Below are 19,029 nucleotides of genomic sequence, written 5' to 3'. Positions count from 1 at the left end.
TGAGCGCCGCTGCTCGTCAGCCGTCCAGCGGCTCCAGGAACTCCAGCCGGTTCCCCGCCGGGTCGTGGCTGAAGAAGCGGCGGTGGCCGGGCAGGGCGCCGTCCCAGTGCACCTCGGCGCCGCGCTCCGCCAGCCGGGCCGCGTATGCCTCGATGTCGGTGACGCGCAGGCCGGGGTGGGCCTTCCTCGCCGGGTGGAAGTCCTGCTCGATGCCGAGGTGGAGCTGGACCGGGCCCGCCCGGAACCAGCAGCCGCCGCGGGCCGCGAGGGCCGAGGGTTTGGGGATCTCCGTCATGCCGAGGGTGTCGGTGTAGTAGGCGCGCAGGGCGTCCTCGGAGCCCTGGGGGGCGGCGAGCTGGACGTGGTCGAGGACGGCGATCATCACTTCTCCTTGCGGGCCACGACGAAGAGGCGGTGGAACGGGAAGACGGTGCCGTGCGGGCCCTGGGGGTAGGCGGTGCGGAGCAGGTCGCGGTATTCGGCGAGGAAGGCGTCGCGGGCCTCGGGGTCGTCGGCCAGCGCGGTCAGGACGGGGCGCAGGCCGGTGCCCTTCACCCAGTCCAGCACCGGATCCCGGCCCTGGAGGAGGTGGAGGTACGTGGTCTCCCAGACGTCCGCCGTGGTGCCGGGGGCGGTCAGCGCGTCGAGGTAGGCGGTGGGGGTGAGCACCGCGTCGGCGTGGCGGAGGGTGCCGGAGAGGCGGTCGCGCCAGCGCGGGGATTCGGCCAGTTCGCGCATGAGGACGTGGCTGGGCTGGTCGAAGTTGCCGGGGACCTGGAAGGCGAAAGTGCCGCCGGGGGTGAGGGCGTCCAGCCAGTCCGGGAAGCGGGTGGTGTGGCCGGGGACCCATTGGAGCAGGGCGTTGGAGACGATCAGGTCGTGGGGCTCGGCGGGGGTCCAGGTGGTGGCGTCGGCCGCGGCGAAGTCGAGGTGGGGGCCGGCGTGGGCGCGGGCCCGTTCGAGCATCTGCGGGGAGTTGTCGTAGCCGGTGATGCGGGCCTCGGGCCAGCGGTCGGCGAGCAGGGCGGTGACGTTGCCGGCGCCGCAGCCGAGGTCGGCGATGCGGGGTGCGGGGGCGGTCGGGAGTTCGGGGATGCGGGCGAGGAGGTCGAGGAAGGGGCGGGTGCGGTGGTCGGCGTGGCGGAGGTACTGCTGCGGGTCCCAGGTGGGTGTGGTCATGGATTCAGGATCACGTCAGAAATCTCTCGATGTCAAGACACTTGAAATCAAGAGACTTCATGTCGACAGACCCTCTACACTGATCCACATGGAGGACGAGGTCGACCGACTGGTCGCTGCATGGCGCCGTGAGCGCCCCGACCTCGACGTGGAACCACTCGAGGTGCTCAGCCGCGTCTCCCGCCTGGCCCGGCATCTGGACCGGGCCCGCCGGATCGCGTTTTCCGAGCACAACCTGGAGCCGTGGGAGTTCGACGTACTGACGTCGCTGCGGCGCGCCGGCGCTCCCTACCAGCTCTCCCCCGGGCAGCTCCTCACCCAGACCCTGGTCACCTCCGGCACGATGACCAACCGTATCGACCGGCTCACCAAGAAGAACCTCGTCGAGCGGCTCCCCGACCCCAGCGACCGCCGCGGCGTGCTCGTCCGGCTCACTGCCGAGGGGCGTGACAAGGCCGATCAGTCGCTGGCCGGGCTGCTCGCCCAGGAGCGCGCCATCCTGGGCGAACTCTCCACCCAGCAGCGGGGCGAACTGGCGGGGCTGCTACGCCAGTTGACCGCCCCGTTCGACAACATCCCCGGCTAGGGCCTGGTCGGCCGGGCCCACGCCCGCCCGGCGGGCCAGGGCGACCGCGGCCAGGGTGGAGTGCACGCCCAGTTTCCCCAGCACGTTCTGCATATGGGTACGGACCGTGTGCGGGGAGAGGAAGAGCCGCTCGGCCACCGCCTTGCGGCCCAGACCCGCCACCATGCAGCGCAGCACCTCGCGTTCGCGCGGGGTCAGCGCCTCGACCAGCCGCTCGCTCTCGGTACGGTGCTTGCGGGCCGCCGTCAGCTCCCGCAGTACGCCGGTGAGCAGGGCCGGGGGCAGATGTGTCTCGTCCCGCAGCACTCCGCGGACGACCGCCAGCAGCCGTTGGAGCGAGCAGTCCTTGGCCACCCAGCCGCAGGCCCCGGCCTGCAACGCCAGGGCGGCCCGGCGCGGGTCGTCCTTCTCGGCGAGCACCACGGAGCGCACGGACGGCCGGTCCGCACGGACCCCGGCCACCAGGGAGATGCCGTCCACCGGGGCGTTCTCCCCGTCGGCGGGGACCGGGACCGGTGCCCTGCGGTCGCCCGCCGGGCCCAGGGTGCCCAGCTCGGCGTCGACCAGCATCACGTCGTAGCCGCGCCCCTCGGCGGCGGCCCGCTCCAGGCACCGCAAGGCCGCGGGACCGCTGCCCGCCGCCGCCACCTCGACGTCCGGCTCGGCCGCCAGTGCCGCTGCGAGCGACTCGGCGAAAATACGGTGGTCGTCCACCACGAGAACCCGGATACGAACCACAGGCACCCCCATGCCGCATCTGTTCCAGGGCCACCCCCGGCCCGCCGAAGGGACAGATCAGTGCGGGTACGGCGCCCGGTTCGGGGAATGGACCGCAGTCCACGGCCGCCGCCGTATGCCGACTGCAACCCGCCCCGGGCGCCGTACCCGACTGTCTCGTACCCCTGAATCAGCACCGGCCCCCACCGGTGCTGTGCATCAGGGTACGGCCGACGGGCCGGGCGGGAAGGCGATTCGCGGAACTGGCCGGCTCCGGCCGCCCCGGGTGTGGTGTGTGTTCCGTCCTGGGACAGAAGGGAGGCCCGGAGCGGGGCCGTGCGGCTCAGACGAGGCGGCGGGCGCCTGCCGAGGGGACGGCCGGGAAGATCCCCGGCGCCGCGTACCCCGCCGAGGCGAACGCCTTCAGCACGGCCTCGGAGACCGCGTCCGCCCGTTCCTCCTCCACCAGCACGATCGCCGAGCCGCCGAAGCCGCCGCCGGTCATCCGCGCACCGAGCGCCCCGGCCTCGCAGGCCGCCGACACCACCAGGTCCAGCTCGGGGCAGGAGACCCGCAGATCGTCGCGGAGCGAGACGTGTCCGGCGACCAGCACCGGTCCCGCGGAGCGCACGTCGCCCGCGTCGAGCAGCGCGATGACCTGCTCCACCCGCTGGTTGTCGCCGACCACATGGCGTACGTAGCGCACCACGGACTCGTCGACGTCGGCCAGGGCCAGGGTGTCCAGGGCCGCGCCGAGGCCCTCGTACGGCACCTCGCGCAGGGTCCGTACGCCGAGCGCCGCCGCGCCCGCCTCGCAGCCGGCCCGACGCTCGGCGTACGCGCCGTCGCCGAGCGCGTGCTTGACCCGGGTGTCGACCACCAGCAGCCGCAGTCCGCCCGCGGCCAGGTCGAAGGGGATCTGGCGCCGGGTGAGGTCGCGGGTGTCGAGGTGCAGGGCGTGGCCCTCGGTGCAGCAGGCGGAGGCCATCTGGTCCATGACCCCGCACGGCACGCCCACGAAGTCGTTCTCGGCGCGGCGGCCGAGTACGGCCAGCTCCGGTGCGGACAGCCCGAGTCCGAAGAGGTCGTTCAGGGCGAGCGCGGTGACGACCTCCAGCGCGGCGGAGGAGGAGAGGCCCGCTCCGGTGGGAACCGAGGAGGTGAGCTGGATGTCCGCGCCGGTCACCGGGTGGCCGGCCTCGCGCAGCGCCCACACGACTCCGGCGGGGTAGGCCGCCCAGCCGTGGCCCTGGTGCGGGGCCAGTTCGTCGATCCGGAGCTGGACGACGCCGCCGGGCACATCGGTCGAGTGGAGCCGCAGCTCGCCGTCGGTGCGGCGGGCGACGGCCGCGCGCGCGGTGTGCGGCAGGGCGAGCGGCATCACGAAGCCGTCGTTGAAGTCGGTGTACTCGCCGATCAGGTTGACCCGGCCCGGGGCCGCCCAGATCCCCTCGGGCGCATGCCCGTACAGCTCGGTGAAGGAGGCGGTCAGCTCATGGTTCCCGCCGGTGAGGGAGGGGGTCGGCTCGCTGGTTCCGGTGGGGGAAGCGGTCGGCTCGTCGGTCTCGGTCATGGGGCGGTGGGCTCCTCTCGGCGGGCGAACGTCCAGGCGTCGGTGACGATGGCGGTCAGGTCGGCGCGGGACGGCGTCCAGCCGAGCCGTTCCCTGGCGGTGGCGGCGGAGGCGACCAGCACGGCGGGGTCTCCGGCGCGGCGGGGGGCCGCGGTCTCGGGGACGGGGTGGCCGGTGACCTCGCGGACGGTCTCGATGACCTGGCGCACCGAGAAGCCGTTGCCGTTGCCGAGGTTGCAGATCAGGTGCTCGCCCGCGGTGGCCGCGTCCAGCGCCAGCAGGTGGGCCTCGGCGAGGTCGGCGACATGGATGTAGTCGCGGACGCAGGTGCCGTCGGGGGTGGGGTAGTCGTCGCCGTAGACGGAGATCGACTCGCGCCGGCCGAGCGCGACCTGGAGGACCAGCGGGATGAGGTGCGACTCGGGGTCGTGCCGTTCCCCGCAACTTCCGTACGCCCCGGCCACGTTGAAGTAGCGCAGCGAGACCGCGGCCAGTCCGTGGGCGGCCGCCTCGCCGGTGATCATGTGGTCGACGGCGAGCTTGGTGGCGCCGTAGGGGTTGGTGGGCGCGGTCGCGTCGGACTCGGTGATGGGGGTGGTGGCCGGTTCGCCGTAGGTGGCGGCCGTGGAGGAGAAGACCAGGGTGCGCACCCCGGCGTCGCGCATCGCGGTGAGCAGGGCGAGGGAGCCGCCGACGTTGTTCACCCAGTACTTCTCCGGGTCCGTGACGGACTCGCCGACCTGGGAGTACGCGGCGAAGTGCAGCACCGCGTCGTAGGAGGCGTCGAGCCACTTCGCCGCGTCCTGGACGCGGCCCTCGATGAACTCGGCCCCGGCCGGGACGCCCTCCCGGAACCCGGTCGAGAGGTCGTCGAGAACGGTGACCGCGTGTCCGGCCTCCAGCAGGTGCTGGGCGACCACGCTGCCGACGTATCCCGCGCCGCCCGTGACCAGGTACTTCTTCTGGGGCTTGCTCACTCGCTCGCTACCTCTCGCAGTCGCTGGGCCGCGGCCTCCGGCGGCACATCGTTGATGAACACGTTCATGCCGGATTCGGAACCCGCGAGGAACTTCAGCTTGCCGGAGGTACGTCGGATGGTGAAAAGCTCCAGATGGAGCCCGAAGTCCTCCCTGCCGGGGACGCCGAACGGAGCCTGGTGCCAGGCCGAGATGTACGGGGTCGGCGGCTCGCCGGGGCCGAAGATCCGGTCGAATCGCCTCAAGAGTTCCAGATAGACCTGTGGAAACTCCGTGCGTGCGGCCTCGTCGAGTTCCCGCAGGTCGGGAACGCGGCGGCGGGGGTGGAGGTGGACCTCGTACGGCCAGTGCGCGGCGTAGGGCACGAAGGCGACCCAGTGCTCGGCGTCGATGACGATCCGGGAGCCGTCCGCCACCTCGCGGGCCACCACGTCGTCGAAGAGGTTGCCGCCGGTCTCGGCGCGGTGGGCCGCCATGGAGCGGAACATCAGCTCGGTGCGCGGGGTGACGAAGGGATACCCGTAGATCTGCCCGTGCGGGTGGCCGAGCGTGACGCCGATCTCGGCGCCCCGGTTCTCGAAGCAGAACACCTGCTTGACCTGCGGGAGTTCGGCGAGTTCGGCGGTGCGGTCGGTCCAGGCCTCCAGGACCAGGGCGGCCTGGTCCTCGGTGAGGTCGGCGAAGGACGCGTCGTGGTCGGAGGTGAAGCAGACGACCTCGCAGCGGCCGGAGTCACCGGCGAGCGAGGGGAAGCGGTTCTCGAAGACGGCGACGTCGTAGTCGGCCTCGGGGATCTCGCTCTGCCGTCCGTCCCGCGAGGGGCAGAGCGGGCACTCGTCGGCCGGCGGGTGGTAGATGCGGCCCTGGCGGTGCGAGGCGATGGCGACGCTGTCGCCGAGGAAGGGGTCACGGCGGATCTCGGACGAGGTCGACACCGCGTCGAGGGGGCGCCGGTCGACGGCGTCCCGGACGATGTCGTCACGGCTGTCGTAGTAGAGCAGCTCCCGACCGTCGGCGAGCGTCGTAACCGTCTTCTTCACCAGGCTCCTCCAAACATAAACAAACACAATGAACCACAAATCAACAAAGGCGTCAATGAGTGCGCCACCCCGGGCGTACGGGGGCAGCCGCGGTCCGGCCAAGGGTGGTCCGGGGCGGGCGATCCGCGCCGGTCGGGCCGTGCGGGAGGCCCGGCGCCGGGCAGCAGGCAGCAGACCGCCAGGCATCAGGGCAGCAGCCGGTCAGGCGGCAGGCGTCAGGTGTCGGAGTACGGCGTCCGGCGCCGTACGGGTGGGGGCAGAAGGGCGGGCCGCGGTGCGGCGGCTCAGAGGCCGGGGCGCCCCGGCCGGGCGGGCGGTACGTCACAGCCCGGCAGACCCGCACGGTCCACCGGCCCCGCACGGTCCAGCAGCCCCGTACGCGCCGCCAGTGCCGCGGCCTCCAGGCGGGAGCCGACGCCCAGCTTCATCAGCACCCGCTGCACATGGGTGCGCGCGGTGCTCGGCGCGATCCGCATCCCGGCCGCGATCAGCCGGGTGTCCTCCCCCTCCGCGACCCGCACCAGGACCTCGACCTCGCGCGGGGTGAGCATCCGCAGCAGCCGCTGTCCTTCGTCGTCCGGTGCCGCGGTGGGGTTGAGCAGTTCGGCGAAGGCGCCCTGGAGGAGCTGCGGTGCCACCACCGCCTCTCCGGCGCGCGCCTTGGCCATCGCCCGTTCGACGCCCTCCATGCGCTCGTCGTGGCGGACGTATCCCGCGGCCCCGGCCGCGAAGGCCGCCGCGATCCCGCGCGGGCTGGGCACCGGCCCGAGCACCACGACGGCCACCTGGGGGCGCTCGCGGCGGATCCGTACGATCGGGTCGAAGGTGCCGGGCTCGGCGGGTGCGGCGGTGCCGAAGAGGCAGACCTCCGGGGCCCTGCTGACCACCAGTTCCGCCGCCCCGGAGGTCGGCGCGGCGGCAGCGAGGACGCGATGGCCCCGCAGCTTCAGCGCCGAGGCGAGTGCCTCGGCGAGCAGTCTGTGATCATCGACCACCATCAGCCGCACACCCATCGGACACTCCCCCGTAGCACCGGCACACCGGGCCCCCGGCTTTCCTGACCCGGCAAGCTACACGCTTGTTCGACGTCGGGGGCGTCTTACCGGCCAAAAGGCTCCCGAACGCCGAATTGGCATATGTTCAGGACCGGTTGATGGTGTGTCATGTCCGGCTGATCACCCGTTGCGCACGGTCTGCCGACCGTTGTGGACCGCTTTCCGGGGCCCATGCGCCGGAGGGGGCCGGGCCGCTTCCGGCGCCGGACACGCGTGCGGGGGTGGTGTCCGTTCCGGAACGGACACCACCCCCGCGCGTGTCGCGGCCGGTGCTCAGTCCCTGCTGAAGCTGACGGCCAGTCGGCGGCTGGTGTCCAGCGAACCGCTCGGCTTGCTGACCATGGTGCTGGCCAGGTACAGATGCCCGTCGCTGTAGCGGAACTCGGAGTAGTCCGGCGTGAAGCTGGTCTCCGCGTCCCGGATGGACTCGTCGCTCGGGTTCTCCATCAGCACCGTCTGCTTGAACGTGGCGCCGTCGATGGAGACGACCTGGCCGCCCTTGTCGTACGGGGGGACCCGGTAGGCGATGATGTTGCCGCCGTCCATGCGGATCGGGAACATCGTGTAGCGGTCGCCCGCGTCGGCCCGGTCGCTGGTCGGCTTGCCGGTGGTGAGGTCGAAGGAGACGATCTCGTTGGTGTCCCCGTAGTCGCCGGAGCCCTCGTGGTCCTCGGTCGGCACGTAGATCCGGTTGTTGCCCACGGCCAGCTGGCTGCACCCCTCGACCTCGGTGGAGGCGCAGCGCGCGGCGTACTTCTCGCCGTCCGCGGCGATCCGGGTGAGCAGCTTGCCGGTGGAGGCGTCGATCGAGAAGAAGTCGGAGATGCCGCTGCCGTCACCGGCGGTGTCGCCGACGTCGGCCGCGACCACCAGCGGCTTGGTGGAGACGATGCTCGCGTAGTCGACGCCGGGCGGCATCTTGTACGAGGAGATCGGGGCGCCGGAGGTGGGGTTGAGCGCCTGGACGACGAGCTGCGGGTCGTCGTACGTACCGCACTTGCGGACCACCGCGAGCGCGTCGCCGCCGCCGTAGCCCTTGTCGTAGCAGCCGTCGGTGGTGGCCTTGGGCTTCCAGCGTTCGGCGCCGGTGTTGAGGTCGAAGGCGGCGCCGCCCTCGGTTCCGCCCGCGGCGACCGTGGTGCCGCTGACCGTGACCTCGTCGAACCTGACCGGGGCGTCGCCGCTGGTGGCGGCGGTCACCGACTTGCTCCAGAGCAGCTTGCCGGTCTTCAGGTCGAGCGCGCCGACCTGGTTGCACGGCGGGTACTTGAGCGCCTTGGTGGGCTTGCTCTGCTCGAAGACGACGGCGGTGCGGTAGTCCTTGGACATGTGGCGCGAGGCGGCGCAGACCTGGCCCGCCAGCGGGATGGACCACAGCTTGGTGCCCTTGGCCGGGTCGTAGGCGACGACCTCGTTCAGCCCGGACTTCACGTACGCCTTGTCGGTCAGCCAGGAGCCGTCGACCTTGGTGACGTCGGTGACCTTCGGCAGCGGCAGCTGGAAGGCGACCTTGGACTTGGGGTCCGCGGGCGCCTTCTCCGTGCCCGCGCCGTCGGGGGCGGCACCGCCCTTGTTCTCGCCGCCCTTGCCCTCGGTGGAGCCGCTGGACTGCGAGGCCTTGTCCTGCTTGTCGTCACCGCTGCCGGAGGCGTACCAGATGCCGCCGCCGACGATCAGTACCACGGCGACCGAGGCGGCGACGATGATCTGCATCTGGGTGGAGAACTTCTTGCCGCCGTTCCCGTTCTGCTGCGGCGGCTGGGGCGGCTGCTGCATCGGCGTGGTCGGGTAGCCGTACCCCTGGAGCGGCGGCTGGCCGGGCGGCAGGCCCTGCGGGACGCCGTACCCCTGCTGCGGCTGACCGGGCACGGGGGCCTGCGGGTAGCCGTAGCCGGGCTGCGGGGGCGGGCCCTGCGGGTAGCCGTAGCCCGGCTGCGTCTGCGGATAGCCGTAGCCGGGGCCCGGCTGCTGCGGGGCTCCGGCGGGCGGCGGGGTCGGGGCACCGAATCCACCGGCGGGCGGGGTGGCCGGCTGCTTGCCGAACGGGTCGGCGGGCGGCTGGGCGTCGGCGGGCGGCGGGGTCGGGGCGCCGAATCCACCCGGCGGAGGATCCTGCGGGGCGCCGAATCCGCCCTGGGGCGGCTCGTTGGGCGGCTGGGGCGGCTGCGTCATGGCGTACGTACCTCTGGGGGAAAGGGAGTCGGTGGGACGGAACCGGCGGCGGTCGGTCGTGCTCCGTCCGCCGCCGGCGGTGAGCCGTGGGGCTTTGACGGCCTGGTGCGGCCGCCGAAGGGCTTCGTGAGCCGTCAGTTGCCGAAGGCCATCATGGTCTTCGTCTCCAGCTCTTCCTTGTCGTTCCTGGCGCTGACCCGGCCACTCGCGACGAAGCAGCGGCCGTCCGCGTAGACGATCTTCGAGTTGTAGAAGTCGTTCTCGATCTCGGCCGTCGACGCGGGGTGGTTCTGCAGCATCCGCGGGGTGCCGCCGGTCGGTGCGAGGGTGGCGATGCCGCCGCCCTTCTGGTAGCTGGGCTCCACGTAGAGCAGTACGTCGGCGCCCTCCATGCGCAGCGGCTTCACCGTGCGCCCGGCCGGGGCCGCGGCCTTCCACCGGGGCTTGCCGGTGTTCAGGTTGAACGCCACGACCTTGTTCGTGCGGGCGGTGCCGCCGGAGTCGGGCGAGGTCGCCATGTAGAAGGTGTTGGCGTCGGCGGCGACCCCGGTGCAGCCCTCCAGGGACTTGCCGAAGATGGCGAAGGCGCTGCCGCAGTCGGGGGCGAACTTGTCGCCCTTGTCGCTGACGATTCCGGAGCGGAGGGTTCCGTTCTGCTTCAGGGCGAGGATGCTCCACTCCTTGTCCTTCTTCAGGGAGACCACCAGCGGGTCCACCGAGTAGACCCGGTCGACCTGCCAGCCGCGCTTGGGCTGGTACGTCCACCGGGGCTTCCCGCTGACCGGGTCCAGCTCCTGGATCTGCTGCTGCGGGTTGTCGGCGTCGGAGGTGCGGCAGTTGGAGGCGGCGATGAGCTTGGACCCGCCCGCGAAGGCGAACGGCTGGCAGTTGCCCGACTGCTTGCCGAACAGCTCCTTGCCGTCACTGACCCGGTAGGCGTTGGAGTTTCCGGTGCGCCCGACCGTCACGGTGTCGCCGCTGATGGCCAGCGAGATGTCCGAGAGGAAGTCCCAGGTGCCGTTCTGCTTGATCGCCTTCTTCCAGCCGGCCTTGCCGGTGGTGAGGTCGATCATCTGGAGGTCCGCGCAGTCCGATTTGTCGGTGGTGCCGTTCTTGACCCCGATGACGATCTTGCCGTTGGTGGTGGGCTGCGAGGGCGCCGCGCACAGGTCGGCGGGCAGCTTGAGGTCCCACTTCTGCTTGCCGTCGGCCACGGAGTAGCCGACGACCGAGCGGTACATGGCCTTGACGACCGTGTCGCCGACCACCCAGGGGCCGTACACGTCGGAGCCGTTGCGCGGCAGATCGATGTCGTTCTTCTTGAACCAGAGGACCTTGGACTCGCCGGACTTGCGCCCGGCGTTGAGGTCGTCGTCGGCGCCACGGCCCTCGCCGTCGCCGTCGCCGCTGCCCTCGTTGACGGAGGGCGAGGTGCTCGGCTTGGCGTCCCCGCTCTCCTTCGCGACCGGCTTGTCGTCGCCGTCGCCGCTCGTGGCCAGGTAGATGCCGCCGCCGATCACCAGCAGCGCGGCGGCCGCGGCACCGATGATGATCGCGGGCTTGCGCTTGGAGGGGCCGCCACCGCCCGGACCGCCGGGGACGGGTGCGCCGGGGTACTGCTGCTGCGGGTAGCCGTAACCGGGCTGCTGGCCGTACGGACCCGGCTGCTGCTGACCGTACGGGCCGGGCTGCTGGGCGTACGGGCCCGGCTGCTGCTGACCGTAGGGGCCCGGGGCCTGCTGACCGTACGGGCCGGGCTGCTGCGGGTAGCCCGGGGCCTGGCCCGGCTGCTGCGGGTAGCCGTTGCCGGGGGCCTGCGGGTAGCCGTAGCCCGGCTGGGTGGGCGGCGGGGTCTGCGGCGGCTGCGGGGTTCCTGGCGGCGGGCCCTGGGGCGGCTGCGGTGCTCCCGGGGGCGGGCCCTGGGGCGGCTGAGGAGTTCCCGGCGGCTCCTTCGGTGCGCCGAAGCCTCCCTGCGGCGGTTGCTGGCTGGGCGGCTGGGTCATCAGCACGTCCCCCTTCGTGCGGTCCGGTGCCCGTTCCGATCTCCCCCGCGATTCCGCGGAGCACCACGGGGCCGAAACCCCCTGAAGTTCCCGGAAAGGAGCGAATCGGGCATGGATCCCGCAGTGTTACGACAGTCGAGCGGGCCTTCTTTGTACCACCCGCAGTACTCCGGGCACCGGGTCGGTCCATCCCCTGTTCCCAAGGGAGAACCGGCCCGTGATGCCTCCGTTACGCCTGGGTGTCAGTTGCCGAACATCTCCATCGACTTGGCCCGCTTCTCGTCCCCGTCCGCGACTCCGCTGATGCTCGTACTCATCAGTAGGGAGCGGCCGTCCACATAGGCGACCCTCGGCTCGAAGAGGGTCCGCTCGGTCCGGACACCTCCGTCCGGGTGCCGCAGCAGCATCCGCGGGGTGCCGCCGGTCGGCGCGAGGCCGGCGATGCCGCCGCCCTTCTTCCTCGACGGCTCCACGAACAGCAGCAGCCGCCCGTTCTCCACCCGCATCGGCATCATGGTCTGCCCGGCCGGGGCCGTGGCCCGCCACTTGACCCGGCCGTCGGCCACGTCGAAGGCGACGACCTTGTTGGTGGAGCCGGAGTCGGACTCGGTGGCCTCGGTCGCCAGGTAGACCGTCCGCTCGTCGGCCGCCACCCCGAGGCAGTTGTCGAGGTTCCCGCCGCCGGTGATGAGTTCGGCGTCGCACTCCACCCGGTAGTTCTCCTTGCCGCCGACCAGCTGGGAGCGGTACCTACCGTTCGAGTCGAGCGTGAGGATGGCCCAGCCGCCCTCCTTCTTCAGGGAGACGACCAGCGGGTCGACCGAGTAGAACTGCGAGACCTCCCAGCCCTTCTTGACCCGGTACTTCCACAGGACCTTCCCGCTGACCGGGTCGATCCGCTCCACCAGCTGTTCCTTGTGGTCGTCGGCCTCCGTCTGGCAGCTGGCGGCCGCGATCCCCAGCGGTCCGCTCGCGAAGCCGAACGGCTGGCAGTTGCCCGGGAGTTCACCGAAGAGCACCTTGCCGTCGCTGACCCGGAAAGCATCCGTCCTGGTGGTGCGCCCGACGGTCACGGTGTCGCCGTTGATCGCCATCGCCACGTCGGAGAGCAGGTCCCAGGTGCCCTGCCGCTTGTACGTCTTGTACCAGCCGCCGCTGCCGGTCCTGAGGTCCACCATCTGGAGCGCGTTGCACTCGGCCTCGGTGCCGTTGCCGCTCTCGACCCCGAAGACGATTTTGCCGTCCGTCGTGGCCTGCGAGGGGGCCCCGCACACCTTGCCCGGCAGCCGGAAGCTCCACTTCTCGCTGCCGTCGGCGGTCGAATAGCCGGAGACGGTGTGGAACATCGCCTTGACGACGGTGTCGCCGACGAACCAGGGGCCGTACACGCTCGCGCCGTTGCGGGGCAGGTCGACTCCGCCCTCCTGGAGCCAGAGGACCTTGGCCTCGCCGGGGTCGCGCAGGGTGTTGATCCCGTCGGCCTCGGCGCGCAGATCGCTCGGCCCCGGCTCCTTCTTCTTGCCCTTGCCCTTGTCCTCGTCGGTGGAGGGCCCGGGGGCCGGGCTCGACTTCGCGGTGGGCCGCTCGTCGCTCCCGCCGGTGGCCAGCCAGACGCCCCCGCCCGCCAGCAGCGCCACGGCGATCACGGCCCCGACGACCTTCCCGCGACGGCCCCGGAAGAACCCTCCGCCACCGCCGCCCGCCGGACCGCCCGGCTGCGGCGGCGGACCGTACGGGGGCTGGGGCTGCTGACCGTAAGGACCCGGCTGGGCCGGGGAGCCGTACGGGCCGGGCTGCGCGGGAGCGCCGTACGGGCCCGGCTGCGCGGGTGGGCCGTAGGGGCCGGCGGCGGCCTGGGGCGGCGGTGGTCCGTACGTACCCGGCTGCGGCTCGTACGGTGCGCCGAAGCCTCCCTGCGGCGGTTGCTGGCCGGGCGGCTGGGTCATCAGCACGTCCCCCTTCGTGCGGACCGGTCCGGCTGCTGCGCCGGGCAAGGTTTCTTTCTACCACCCGCCCCACCAGCCACGACCGTCACACCTGACGCACCGTAGCCGTCAGGCGTCCTCGGCCAGTTCCAGCCAGCGCATCTCCAACTCGTCCCGCTCGGCGACCAGTTCCCGCAGCTCCGCGTCGAGCTTGGCCACCTTCTCGAAGTCCGTGGCGTGCTCCGCGATCTGCGCGTGCAGCGTGGTCTCCCGCGTCGACATCTTGTCGAGCTGCCGCTCCACCTTCTGGAGTTCCTTCTTCGCCGCGCGGGCGGCCTGCGGGGAGACCGCCGCGGCCGGTGCGGCGCTCTCCTTGGCCGTCGCGGGGGCGGCGGAGGGCGTGGCCGCCTCCTCCATCCGCTGCCTGCGCTCCAGGTACTCGTCGATCCCGCGCGGCAGCATCCGCAGCGTGCGGTCGCCGAGCAGCGCCATCACCCGGTCCGTGGTCCGCTCGATGAAGAACCGGTCGTGGGAGATCACGATCATCGACCCGGGCCAGCCGTCGAGGAGGTCCTCCAGCTGGGTCAGGGTCTCGATGTCGAGGTCGTTGGTGGGCTCGTCGAGGAAGAGGACGTTGGGCTCGTCCATCAGCAGCCGCAGGATCTGGAGCCTGCGCCGCTCACCACCGGAGAGGTCGCCGACCGGGGTCCACTGCTTCTCCTTCGAGAAGCCGAACTGCTCGCAGAGCTGGCCCGCGGTCATCTCGCGGCCCTTGCCGAGGTCGACCCGGTCGCGCACCTGCTGGACCGCTTCCAGGACCCGCAGGTTCGGGTTCAGCTCGTGGACCTCCTGGGAGAGGTACGCCAGCCGGACGGTCTTGCCGACGACGACCTTCCCGGCGGCGGGCTGGGCGTCGCCCTGGGTGCGGGCCGCCTCGGCGAGCGCCCGCAGCAGCGAGGTCTTGCCCGCGCCGTTGACCCCGACCAGGCCGATCCGGTCACCGGGACCGAGCTGCCAGGTGAGGTGGGTGAGCAGCGTCTTGGGGCCGGCCTGGACGGTCACGTCCTCCAGGTCGAAGACGGTCTTGCCGAGCCGGGCGTTGGCGAACTTCATCAGCTCGCTGGTGTCGCGCGGCGGCGGCACATCGGCGATCAGTTCATTGGCCGCCTCGATGCGGTAGCGCGGCTTGGAGGTGCGGGCGGGGGCGCCGCGGCGCAGCCAGGCCAGCTCCTTGCGCATCAGGTTCTGCCGCTTGGACTCCTCGGTCGCGGCGATCCGCTCCCGCTCGGCCCGCGCGAAGACGTAGTCGCTGTAGCCGCCCTCGTACTCGTGGACCGTGCCGCGCTGGACGTCCCACATCCGGGTGCAGACCTGGTCGAGGAACCAGCGGTCGTGGGTGACGCAGACGAGCGCGGAGCGGCGGGCGCGCAGATGGCCGGCCAGCCAGGAGATGCCCTCGACGTCGAGGTGGTTGGTGGGCTCGTCGAGGACGATGAGGTCCTGCTCGGCGATGAGCAGCTTGGCCAGCGCGATCCGGCGCCGTTCGCCGCCGGAGAGCGGGGCGATGACGGTGTCCAGGCCGTGTTCGAAGCCCGGCAGGGCGAGCCCGCCGAAGAGCCCGGTGAGGACGTCGCGGATCTTGGCGCTGCCCGCCCACTCGTGGTCGGCGAGGTCGCCGATCACCTCGTGGCGGATGGTCGCCTGCGGGTCGAGGGAGTCGTGCTGGGTGAGGACGCCGAGCCGCAGCCCGCCGTTGTGGGTGACGCGTCCGCTGTCCGCCTCCTCCAGCCGGGCGAGCATCCGGATGAGCGTCGTCTTGCCGTCGCCGTTGCGGCCCACGACCCCGATCCGGTCTCCCTCGGACACCCCGAGGGACACTCCGTCGAGCAGGGCACGGGTGCCGTACACCTTGCTGACCTGCTCGACATTGACCAGATTGACGGCCATTTCACTCCTGCCCGGGGGGATGGATCGGCTTCCCAGGGTACGGGGCCCGAAGGCGGGTCTCCCTCGGGTGGTCTTGCCTACCGGGCGCCTGGTACGTACAGCTTCCTGTCCATGGGCTCACGCCGGGGGGCGAGTGTGCGAACCATGACCTATACGGAATCGCGCGCCGAGTACGCGGAGACCTGAGCGCTGTCGTCAACGACCGCGAAGAGGTCGTGGTGACGCGCGCCGGAGTCGAGGACGAGGTACGCATCGCTGCCTGCCGCTACCACTACGGCCGCTGAATCACCGCGCCCGGTGCCGGGGAGACCGCGGTGCGGGTGTTGCGGCAGGTGCCCGAGGTGAGCAGGGACTCGGCCACCTTCCGGGCCGACTCCGCGTCCGCCACCAGGAACGCGGTGGTCGGCCCGGAGCCCGAGACCAGGGCCGCCAGGGCACCGGCCGCCGTGCCCGCGGCGAGGGTGTCGGCGAGCGAGGGGCGCAGGGAGAGCGCGGCGGGCTGGAGGTCGTTGGAGAGGGCCCCGGCGAGCGCGGCGGGGTCGCCGGCGCGCAGGGCGTCGAGGAGCGCCGGGGAGGCTTCGGGGGCCGGGACGTGGGTGTCCGCGGTGAGCCGGTCGAACTCGGCGTAGACGGCCGGGGTGGAGAGCCCGCCGTCGGCGACCGCGAAGACCCAGTGGAAGGTGCCTCCGACCTCGACCGGGGTCAGCCACTCGCCGCGTCCGGTGCCGAGGGCCGCGCCGCCGACCAGGCTGAACGGGACGTCGCTGCCCAGCTCGGCGCAAATGGCCAGGAGCTCGTCCCGGGTGGCGCCGGTGGACCAGAGGGCGTCGCAGGCCAGCAGGGCGGCGGCCCCGTCGGCGCTGCCGCCCGCCATGCCGCCCGCGACGGGGATGTCCTTGGCGATGTGGAGGTGCACATCGGGTGCGATGCCGTGCCGTTCGGCCAGGGCGAGCGCGGCGCGGGCGGCGAGGTTGGTCGCGTCCAGCGGGACCTGGGCGGCGTCCGGGCCGGAGCAGGTGATCCGCAGCTCGTCGGCGGGGGTGGCGATGACCTCGTCGTACAGGCCGACGGCGAGGAAGACGTTGGCCAGGTCGTGGAAGCCGTCGGGGCGCGGGGCACCGACCGCGAGCTGGACGTTGACCTTGGCGGGTACGCGGACGGTGACGCTCACTCGCCACTCCCGGAGGGCTCGTTGCCGGTGGCCCCGGAGGGCTCGTTGCCGGTGGCCCTGGAGGGCTTGCTGTCGGTGGTTCCGGAAGGCTCGGCGCCGGTGGTTCCGGAGGGCTGGTTCCCGGTGGCCCCGGGAGGAGGGTTCCCCGTGGCCCCGGAGGGCTTGTGCTCGGCGATGGCGGCGAATTCCTCGACCGTCAGCGACTCGCCGCGGGCCTGCGGCGAGATCCCGGCCGCGACCAGGGCCGCCTCGGCGGCAGGGGCGGAGCCCGCCCAGCCCGCCAGGGCCGCGCGCAGCGTCTTGCGGCGCTGGGCGAAGGCCGCGTCGACGACCGCGAAGACCTCGGTCCGCTCGGCGCTGGTCGCGATCGGCTCGGTGCGCCGGACCAGGGAGACCAGTCCGGAGTCGACGTTGGGGGCGGGCCAGAAGACGTTGCGGCCGATGGAGCCGGCCCGTTTGACGTCCGCGTACCAGTTGGCCTTCACGGACGGCACGCCGTAGACCTTGTTGCCGGGCCGGGCGGCCAGCCGGTCGGCGACCTCGGCCTGGACCATGACGAGGGTGCGTTCGATGGACGGGAAGCGCTCCAGCATCGTCAGCAGGACCGGCACGGCGACGTTGTACGGGAGGTTCGCGACCAGTGCGGTGGGCGCCGGTCCCGGCAGCTCCCGGACCAGCATCGCGTCGGAGTGCACCAGAGCGAACCGGTCGGCGCGCCCCGGCATCCGGGCGGCGACGGTGGCGGGCAGCGCGGCCGCCAGCACGTCGTCGATCTCGACGGCGACGACCCGGTCCGCCGCCTCCAGCAGCGCCAGGGTCAGCGAGCCGAGCCCGGGGCCGACCTCGACGACGACGTCGTCCGGGCGGACCTCCGCCGTCCGTACGATCCGGCGGACCGTATTGGCGTCGATGACGAAGTTCTGGCCGCGCTGCTTGGTCGGGCGTACGCCCAGCGCGGCGGCCAGTTCGCGGATGTCTGCGGGGCCCAGGAGGGCATCGGGCTCAGTGGTGCTCACCTGTAAAGCGTAAGGCGCCGCACGGTTCGCACCCGCCGCCCGGCCACTCAGCACCCACCGCCCGGCCGCCCGGCACCCGCCGCCCGGCCGCCCGGCACCCGCCGCCCGGCCGCCCGGCACCCGCCGCCCGGCCGCTCAGCACCCACCGCCCGGCCGCTCAGCACCCGCCGCCCGGCCGCCCGGCACTCGCTCAGTAGTCGAAGGCGCGGGCCGTGTTGTCCGCGATCGCCGCCGCCAGGGTGTCCTCGTCGACCCCCTTCACCTCGGCCATCGCGCGGAGCGTGACCGGGATGAGGTAGGGCGCGTTGGGCCTGCCCCGGTACGGGGCGGGTGTCAGGAACGGGGCGTCGGTCTCGACCAGGACCAGCTCCGTCGGCGCGACGGCCAGGGCGTCCCGCAGCGGCTGGGCGTTCTTGAAGGTGACGTTGCCCGCGAAGGACATGAAGTACCCGGCGGCCGCGCAGATCCGGGCCATCTCGGCGTCCCCGGAGTAGCAGTGGAACACCGTCCGGTCCGGGGCGCCCGCGTCGGCGAGGACGCGCAGCACGTCGGCGTGCGCCTCGCGGTCATGGATGACCAGCGCCTTGCCGTGCCGTTTGGCGATCTCGATGTGGGCCCGGAAGGACTCCTCCTGGGCGGCCACGCCCTCGGGGCCGGTGCGGAAGTAGTCGAGCCCGGTCTCACCGACCCCGCGCACGTGGTCGAGCGCGGCCAGTGCGTCGATCTCCGCGAGGGCCTCGTGCAGCGCCGCCGGTCCGCCGGGCTCCCGTGCTCCCTGGCGCGCGGTGCCGTCCGGGTCGCCGAGGACGAGGCGCGGGGCCTCGTTGGGGTGCAGTGCCACCGCCGCGTGCACCTGCGGGTGCGCGGCGGCGGTCTCGGCGGCCCAGCGCGAGCCGGCGACGTCGCAGCCCACCTGGATCACGGTGGTCACATTGACCGCCGCGGCCCTGGCCAGGCCCTCCTCGACGGTCGCGTCCTGCATGTCCAGATGGGTGTGCGAATCGGCGACCGGTACCCGGAGGGGTTCGGGCAGCGGCGGGGCTTCGGTACGGCTCATGACGACGATCGTACGTACGAGGACACGCCGATGGCCCCCGCCCTCGGTGGAGCCGGGGGTTCTACTTCCGGTGGAAGGGGTGCAGCAGATCGGACAGGTGCCAGTGGTGCCCCGCGCCCGCGGGTACGGCAGTCACGGCCTCGCCCTCCCGGGCGTCGCTGTCCTCGATGGTCGGCCGGGCCGACCGGGCCGACCGGGGGTTGAGGAGCAGTTGCTGAACGGTCGAGACCCGTCCGGCCCGCATGATCCGGACCACGTGTCCGCCGCAGTTGGAGCAACTGGGCCTGGAAAGGGGCGAGGGGACACGTTCCCCGTCCGCCTTGTATATGACGAAAGCTTGGTTGGATCCGTCGACGTGGTGCTCTATCTCGTAGGCCTGTTCCCAGCCGTGTCCGCACCTCATGCAGGCGAAGGCATACGCCTCGTGTGCGGTGATTGCTGCGATCTCGCTCATGCCCGCTCCTTTGTCCGTCGGACAGGCACTCCGGACAAGCGCTCCGGAGAATGCGTCCTGCAACCAGTGGACGCCTCTACCGGCAGCAGCGCACCGGGCCCTGTCGACTGTTGGAGCGCTTTTGGCCCGGTCGTGGCAGAAAGGCCCGATACGCGGC

Annotated in this window: 16 protein-coding genes; 1 reads left to right on the top strand and 15 read right to left on the bottom strand. The window is 72.3% G+C overall.

Going from position 1 to position 19,029, the window contains the following annotated elements:
- Window positions 1-16: 16 nt before the first annotated feature.
- Window positions 17-382 carry a VOC family protein gene (locus ACFVFH_RS20195; protein WP_383770384.1) on the bottom strand — a complete coding sequence of 122 codons (366 nt, stop codon included), beginning with the start codon at window positions 380-382 and terminating at the stop codon, window positions 17-19.
- Window positions 382-1,179 carry a trans-aconitate 2-methyltransferase gene (locus tag ACFVFH_RS20190; RefSeq protein WP_383770382.1) on the bottom strand — a complete coding sequence of 266 codons (798 nt, stop codon included), beginning with the start codon at window positions 1,177-1,179 and terminating at the stop codon, window positions 382-384. Before ACFVFH_RS20190 ends, ACFVFH_RS20195 begins: the two co-directional genes overlap by 1 nt.
- A gap of 88 nt (window positions 1,180-1,267) precedes the next feature.
- On the opposite strand from ACFVFH_RS20190, the gene ACFVFH_RS20185 reads away from it, so the two are divergent.
- A complete protein-coding gene (locus tag ACFVFH_RS20185) occupies window positions 1,268-1,765 on the top strand; it encodes a MarR family winged helix-turn-helix transcriptional regulator (protein ID WP_383770379.1) in 498 nt (165 codons plus the stop codon).
- On the opposite strand, the gene ACFVFH_RS20180 is transcribed toward ACFVFH_RS20185, so the two are convergent.
- The 13 genes from ACFVFH_RS20180 to ACFVFH_RS20120 all read right to left on the bottom strand — a co-directional run bounded on the left by ACFVFH_RS20180 (window position 1,724) and on the right by ACFVFH_RS20120 (window position 18,872).
- On the bottom strand, window positions 1,724-2,503 hold the full coding sequence (locus ACFVFH_RS20180) for a LuxR C-terminal-related transcriptional regulator (RefSeq protein WP_383770744.1): 780 nt from the start codon (window positions 2,501-2,503) through the stop codon (window positions 1,724-1,726). The two genes, ACFVFH_RS20185 and ACFVFH_RS20180, sit on opposite strands and share 42 nt — an antisense overlap.
- 322 nt (window positions 2,504-2,825) lie before the next feature.
- The gene (gene galK / locus ACFVFH_RS20175) at window positions 2,826-4,055 is read right to left on the bottom strand and encodes a galactokinase (protein WP_383770377.1); all 1,230 of its coding nucleotides are present in this window, start codon (window positions 4,053-4,055) and stop codon (window positions 2,826-2,828) included.
- Entirely contained in the window at window positions 4,052-5,032 is a 981-nt protein-coding gene (gene galE, locus ACFVFH_RS20170) for a UDP-glucose 4-epimerase GalE (RefSeq protein WP_383770374.1), read from the bottom strand. The genes galK and galE overlap by 4 nt, the downstream gene beginning before the upstream one ends.
- Window positions 5,029-6,072 (bottom strand): galactose-1-phosphate uridylyltransferase, encoded by a 1,044-nt coding sequence (gene galT / locus ACFVFH_RS20165; protein ID WP_383770372.1) that lies wholly within the window; start codon window positions 6,070-6,072, stop codon window positions 5,029-5,031. The genes galE and galT overlap by 4 nt, the downstream gene beginning before the upstream one ends.
- A 284-nt stretch (window positions 6,073-6,356) precedes the next feature.
- Window positions 6,357-7,085 carry a LuxR C-terminal-related transcriptional regulator gene (locus ACFVFH_RS20160; RefSeq protein ID WP_383770370.1) on the bottom strand — a complete coding sequence of 243 codons (729 nt, stop codon included), beginning with the start codon at window positions 7,083-7,085 and terminating at the stop codon, window positions 6,357-6,359.
- A 315-nt stretch (window positions 7,086-7,400) separates the two neighbouring features.
- The gene (locus ACFVFH_RS20155; RefSeq protein ID WP_383770368.1) at window positions 7,401-9,299 is read right to left on the bottom strand and encodes a PQQ-binding-like beta-propeller repeat protein; all 1,899 of its coding nucleotides are present in this window, start codon (window positions 9,297-9,299) and stop codon (window positions 7,401-7,403) included.
- A gap of 134 nt (window positions 9,300-9,433) precedes the next feature.
- Complete coding sequence (locus ACFVFH_RS20150; RefSeq protein WP_383770365.1) at window positions 9,434-11,302, bottom strand: PQQ-binding-like beta-propeller repeat protein; 1,869 nt, start codon at window positions 11,300-11,302, stop codon at window positions 9,434-9,436.
- A 242-nt stretch (window positions 11,303-11,544) separates the two neighbouring features.
- Window positions 11,545-13,296, bottom strand: a complete 1,752-nt coding sequence (locus tag ACFVFH_RS20145) for a PQQ-binding-like beta-propeller repeat protein (protein ID WP_383770363.1) — start codon at window positions 13,294-13,296, stop codon at window positions 11,545-11,547.
- Window positions 13,297-13,356: 60 nt separating this feature from the next.
- Window positions 13,357-15,174: an ABC-F family ATP-binding cassette domain-containing protein gene (locus ACFVFH_RS20140; protein WP_383770360.1), complete on the bottom strand. Its 1,818-nt coding sequence runs from the start codon at window positions 15,172-15,174 to the stop codon at window positions 13,357-13,359.
- A 271-nt stretch (window positions 15,175-15,445) separates the two neighbouring features.
- Window positions 15,446-16,345 carry a 4-(cytidine 5'-diphospho)-2-C-methyl-D-erythritol kinase gene (locus ACFVFH_RS20135; protein ID WP_383770358.1) on the bottom strand — a complete coding sequence of 300 codons (900 nt, stop codon included), beginning with the start codon at window positions 16,343-16,345 and terminating at the stop codon, window positions 15,446-15,448.
- Window positions 16,342-17,361 (bottom strand): 16S rRNA (adenine(1518)-N(6)/adenine(1519)-N(6))-dimethyltransferase RsmA, encoded by a 1,020-nt coding sequence (gene rsmA, locus ACFVFH_RS20130; protein WP_383770355.1) that lies wholly within the window; start codon window positions 17,359-17,361, stop codon window positions 16,342-16,344. The genes ACFVFH_RS20135 and rsmA overlap by 4 nt, the downstream gene beginning before the upstream one ends.
- 190 nt (window positions 17,362-17,551) lie before the next feature.
- A complete protein-coding gene (locus tag ACFVFH_RS20125) occupies window positions 17,552-18,418 on the bottom strand; it encodes a TatD family hydrolase (RefSeq protein WP_383770352.1) in 867 nt (288 codons plus the stop codon).
- 61 nt (window positions 18,419-18,479) lie between these two features.
- Entirely contained in the window at window positions 18,480-18,872 is a 393-nt protein-coding gene (locus ACFVFH_RS20120) for a hypothetical protein (RefSeq protein ID WP_383770349.1), read from the bottom strand.
- Window positions 18,873-19,029: the final 157 nt, after the last annotated feature.

This window comes from Streptomyces sp. NPDC057697, assembly GCF_042799335.1.
Classification (GTDB): Bacteria; Actinomycetota; Actinomycetes; order Streptomycetales; family Streptomycetaceae; genus Streptomyces.
The sequence above is the reverse complement of the archived record's forward strand: the minus strand, read 5'-3'. Positions and strand labels throughout refer to the sequence as shown.

What these genes read in the sequence shown, in the direction of transcription:
- ACFVFH_RS20155 (WP_383770368.1), bottom strand. Translation starts at nt 9,299, where the DNA reads ATGACGCAGCCGCCCCAGCCGCCCAACGAGCCGCCCCAGGGCGGATTC.
- ACFVFH_RS20120 (WP_383770349.1), bottom strand. Translation starts at nt 18,872, where the DNA reads ATGAGCGAGATCGCAGCAATCACCGCACACGAGGCGTATGCCTTCGCC.
- ACFVFH_RS20185 (WP_383770379.1), top strand. Translation starts at nt 1,268, where the DNA reads ATGGAGGACGAGGTCGACCGACTGGTCGCTGCATGGCGCCGTGAGCGC.
- galK (WP_383770377.1), bottom strand. Translation starts at nt 4,055, where the DNA reads ATGACCGAGACCGACGAGCCGACCGCTTCCCCCACCGGAACCAGCGAG.
- ACFVFH_RS20190 (WP_383770382.1), bottom strand. Translation starts at nt 1,179, where the DNA reads ATGACCACACCCACCTGGGACCCGCAGCAGTACCTCCGCCACGCCGAC.
- ACFVFH_RS20125 (WP_383770352.1), bottom strand. Translation starts at nt 18,418, where the DNA reads ATGAGCCGTACCGAAGCCCCGCCGCTGCCCGAACCCCTCCGGGTACCG.
- ACFVFH_RS20160 (WP_383770370.1), bottom strand. Translation starts at nt 7,085, where the DNA reads ATGGGTGTGCGGCTGATGGTGGTCGATGATCACAGACTGCTCGCCGAG.
- ACFVFH_RS20150 (WP_383770365.1), bottom strand. Translation starts at nt 11,302, where the DNA reads ATGACCCAGCCGCCCAGCCAGCAACCGCCGCAGGGAGGCTTCGGCGCA.
- ACFVFH_RS20195 (WP_383770384.1), bottom strand. Translation starts at nt 382, where the DNA reads ATGATCGCCGTCCTCGACCACGTCCAGCTCGCCGCCCCCCAGGGCTCC.
- ACFVFH_RS20140 (WP_383770360.1), bottom strand. Translation starts at nt 15,174, where the DNA reads ATGGCCGTCAATCTGGTCAATGTCGAGCAGGTCAGCAAGGTGTACGGC.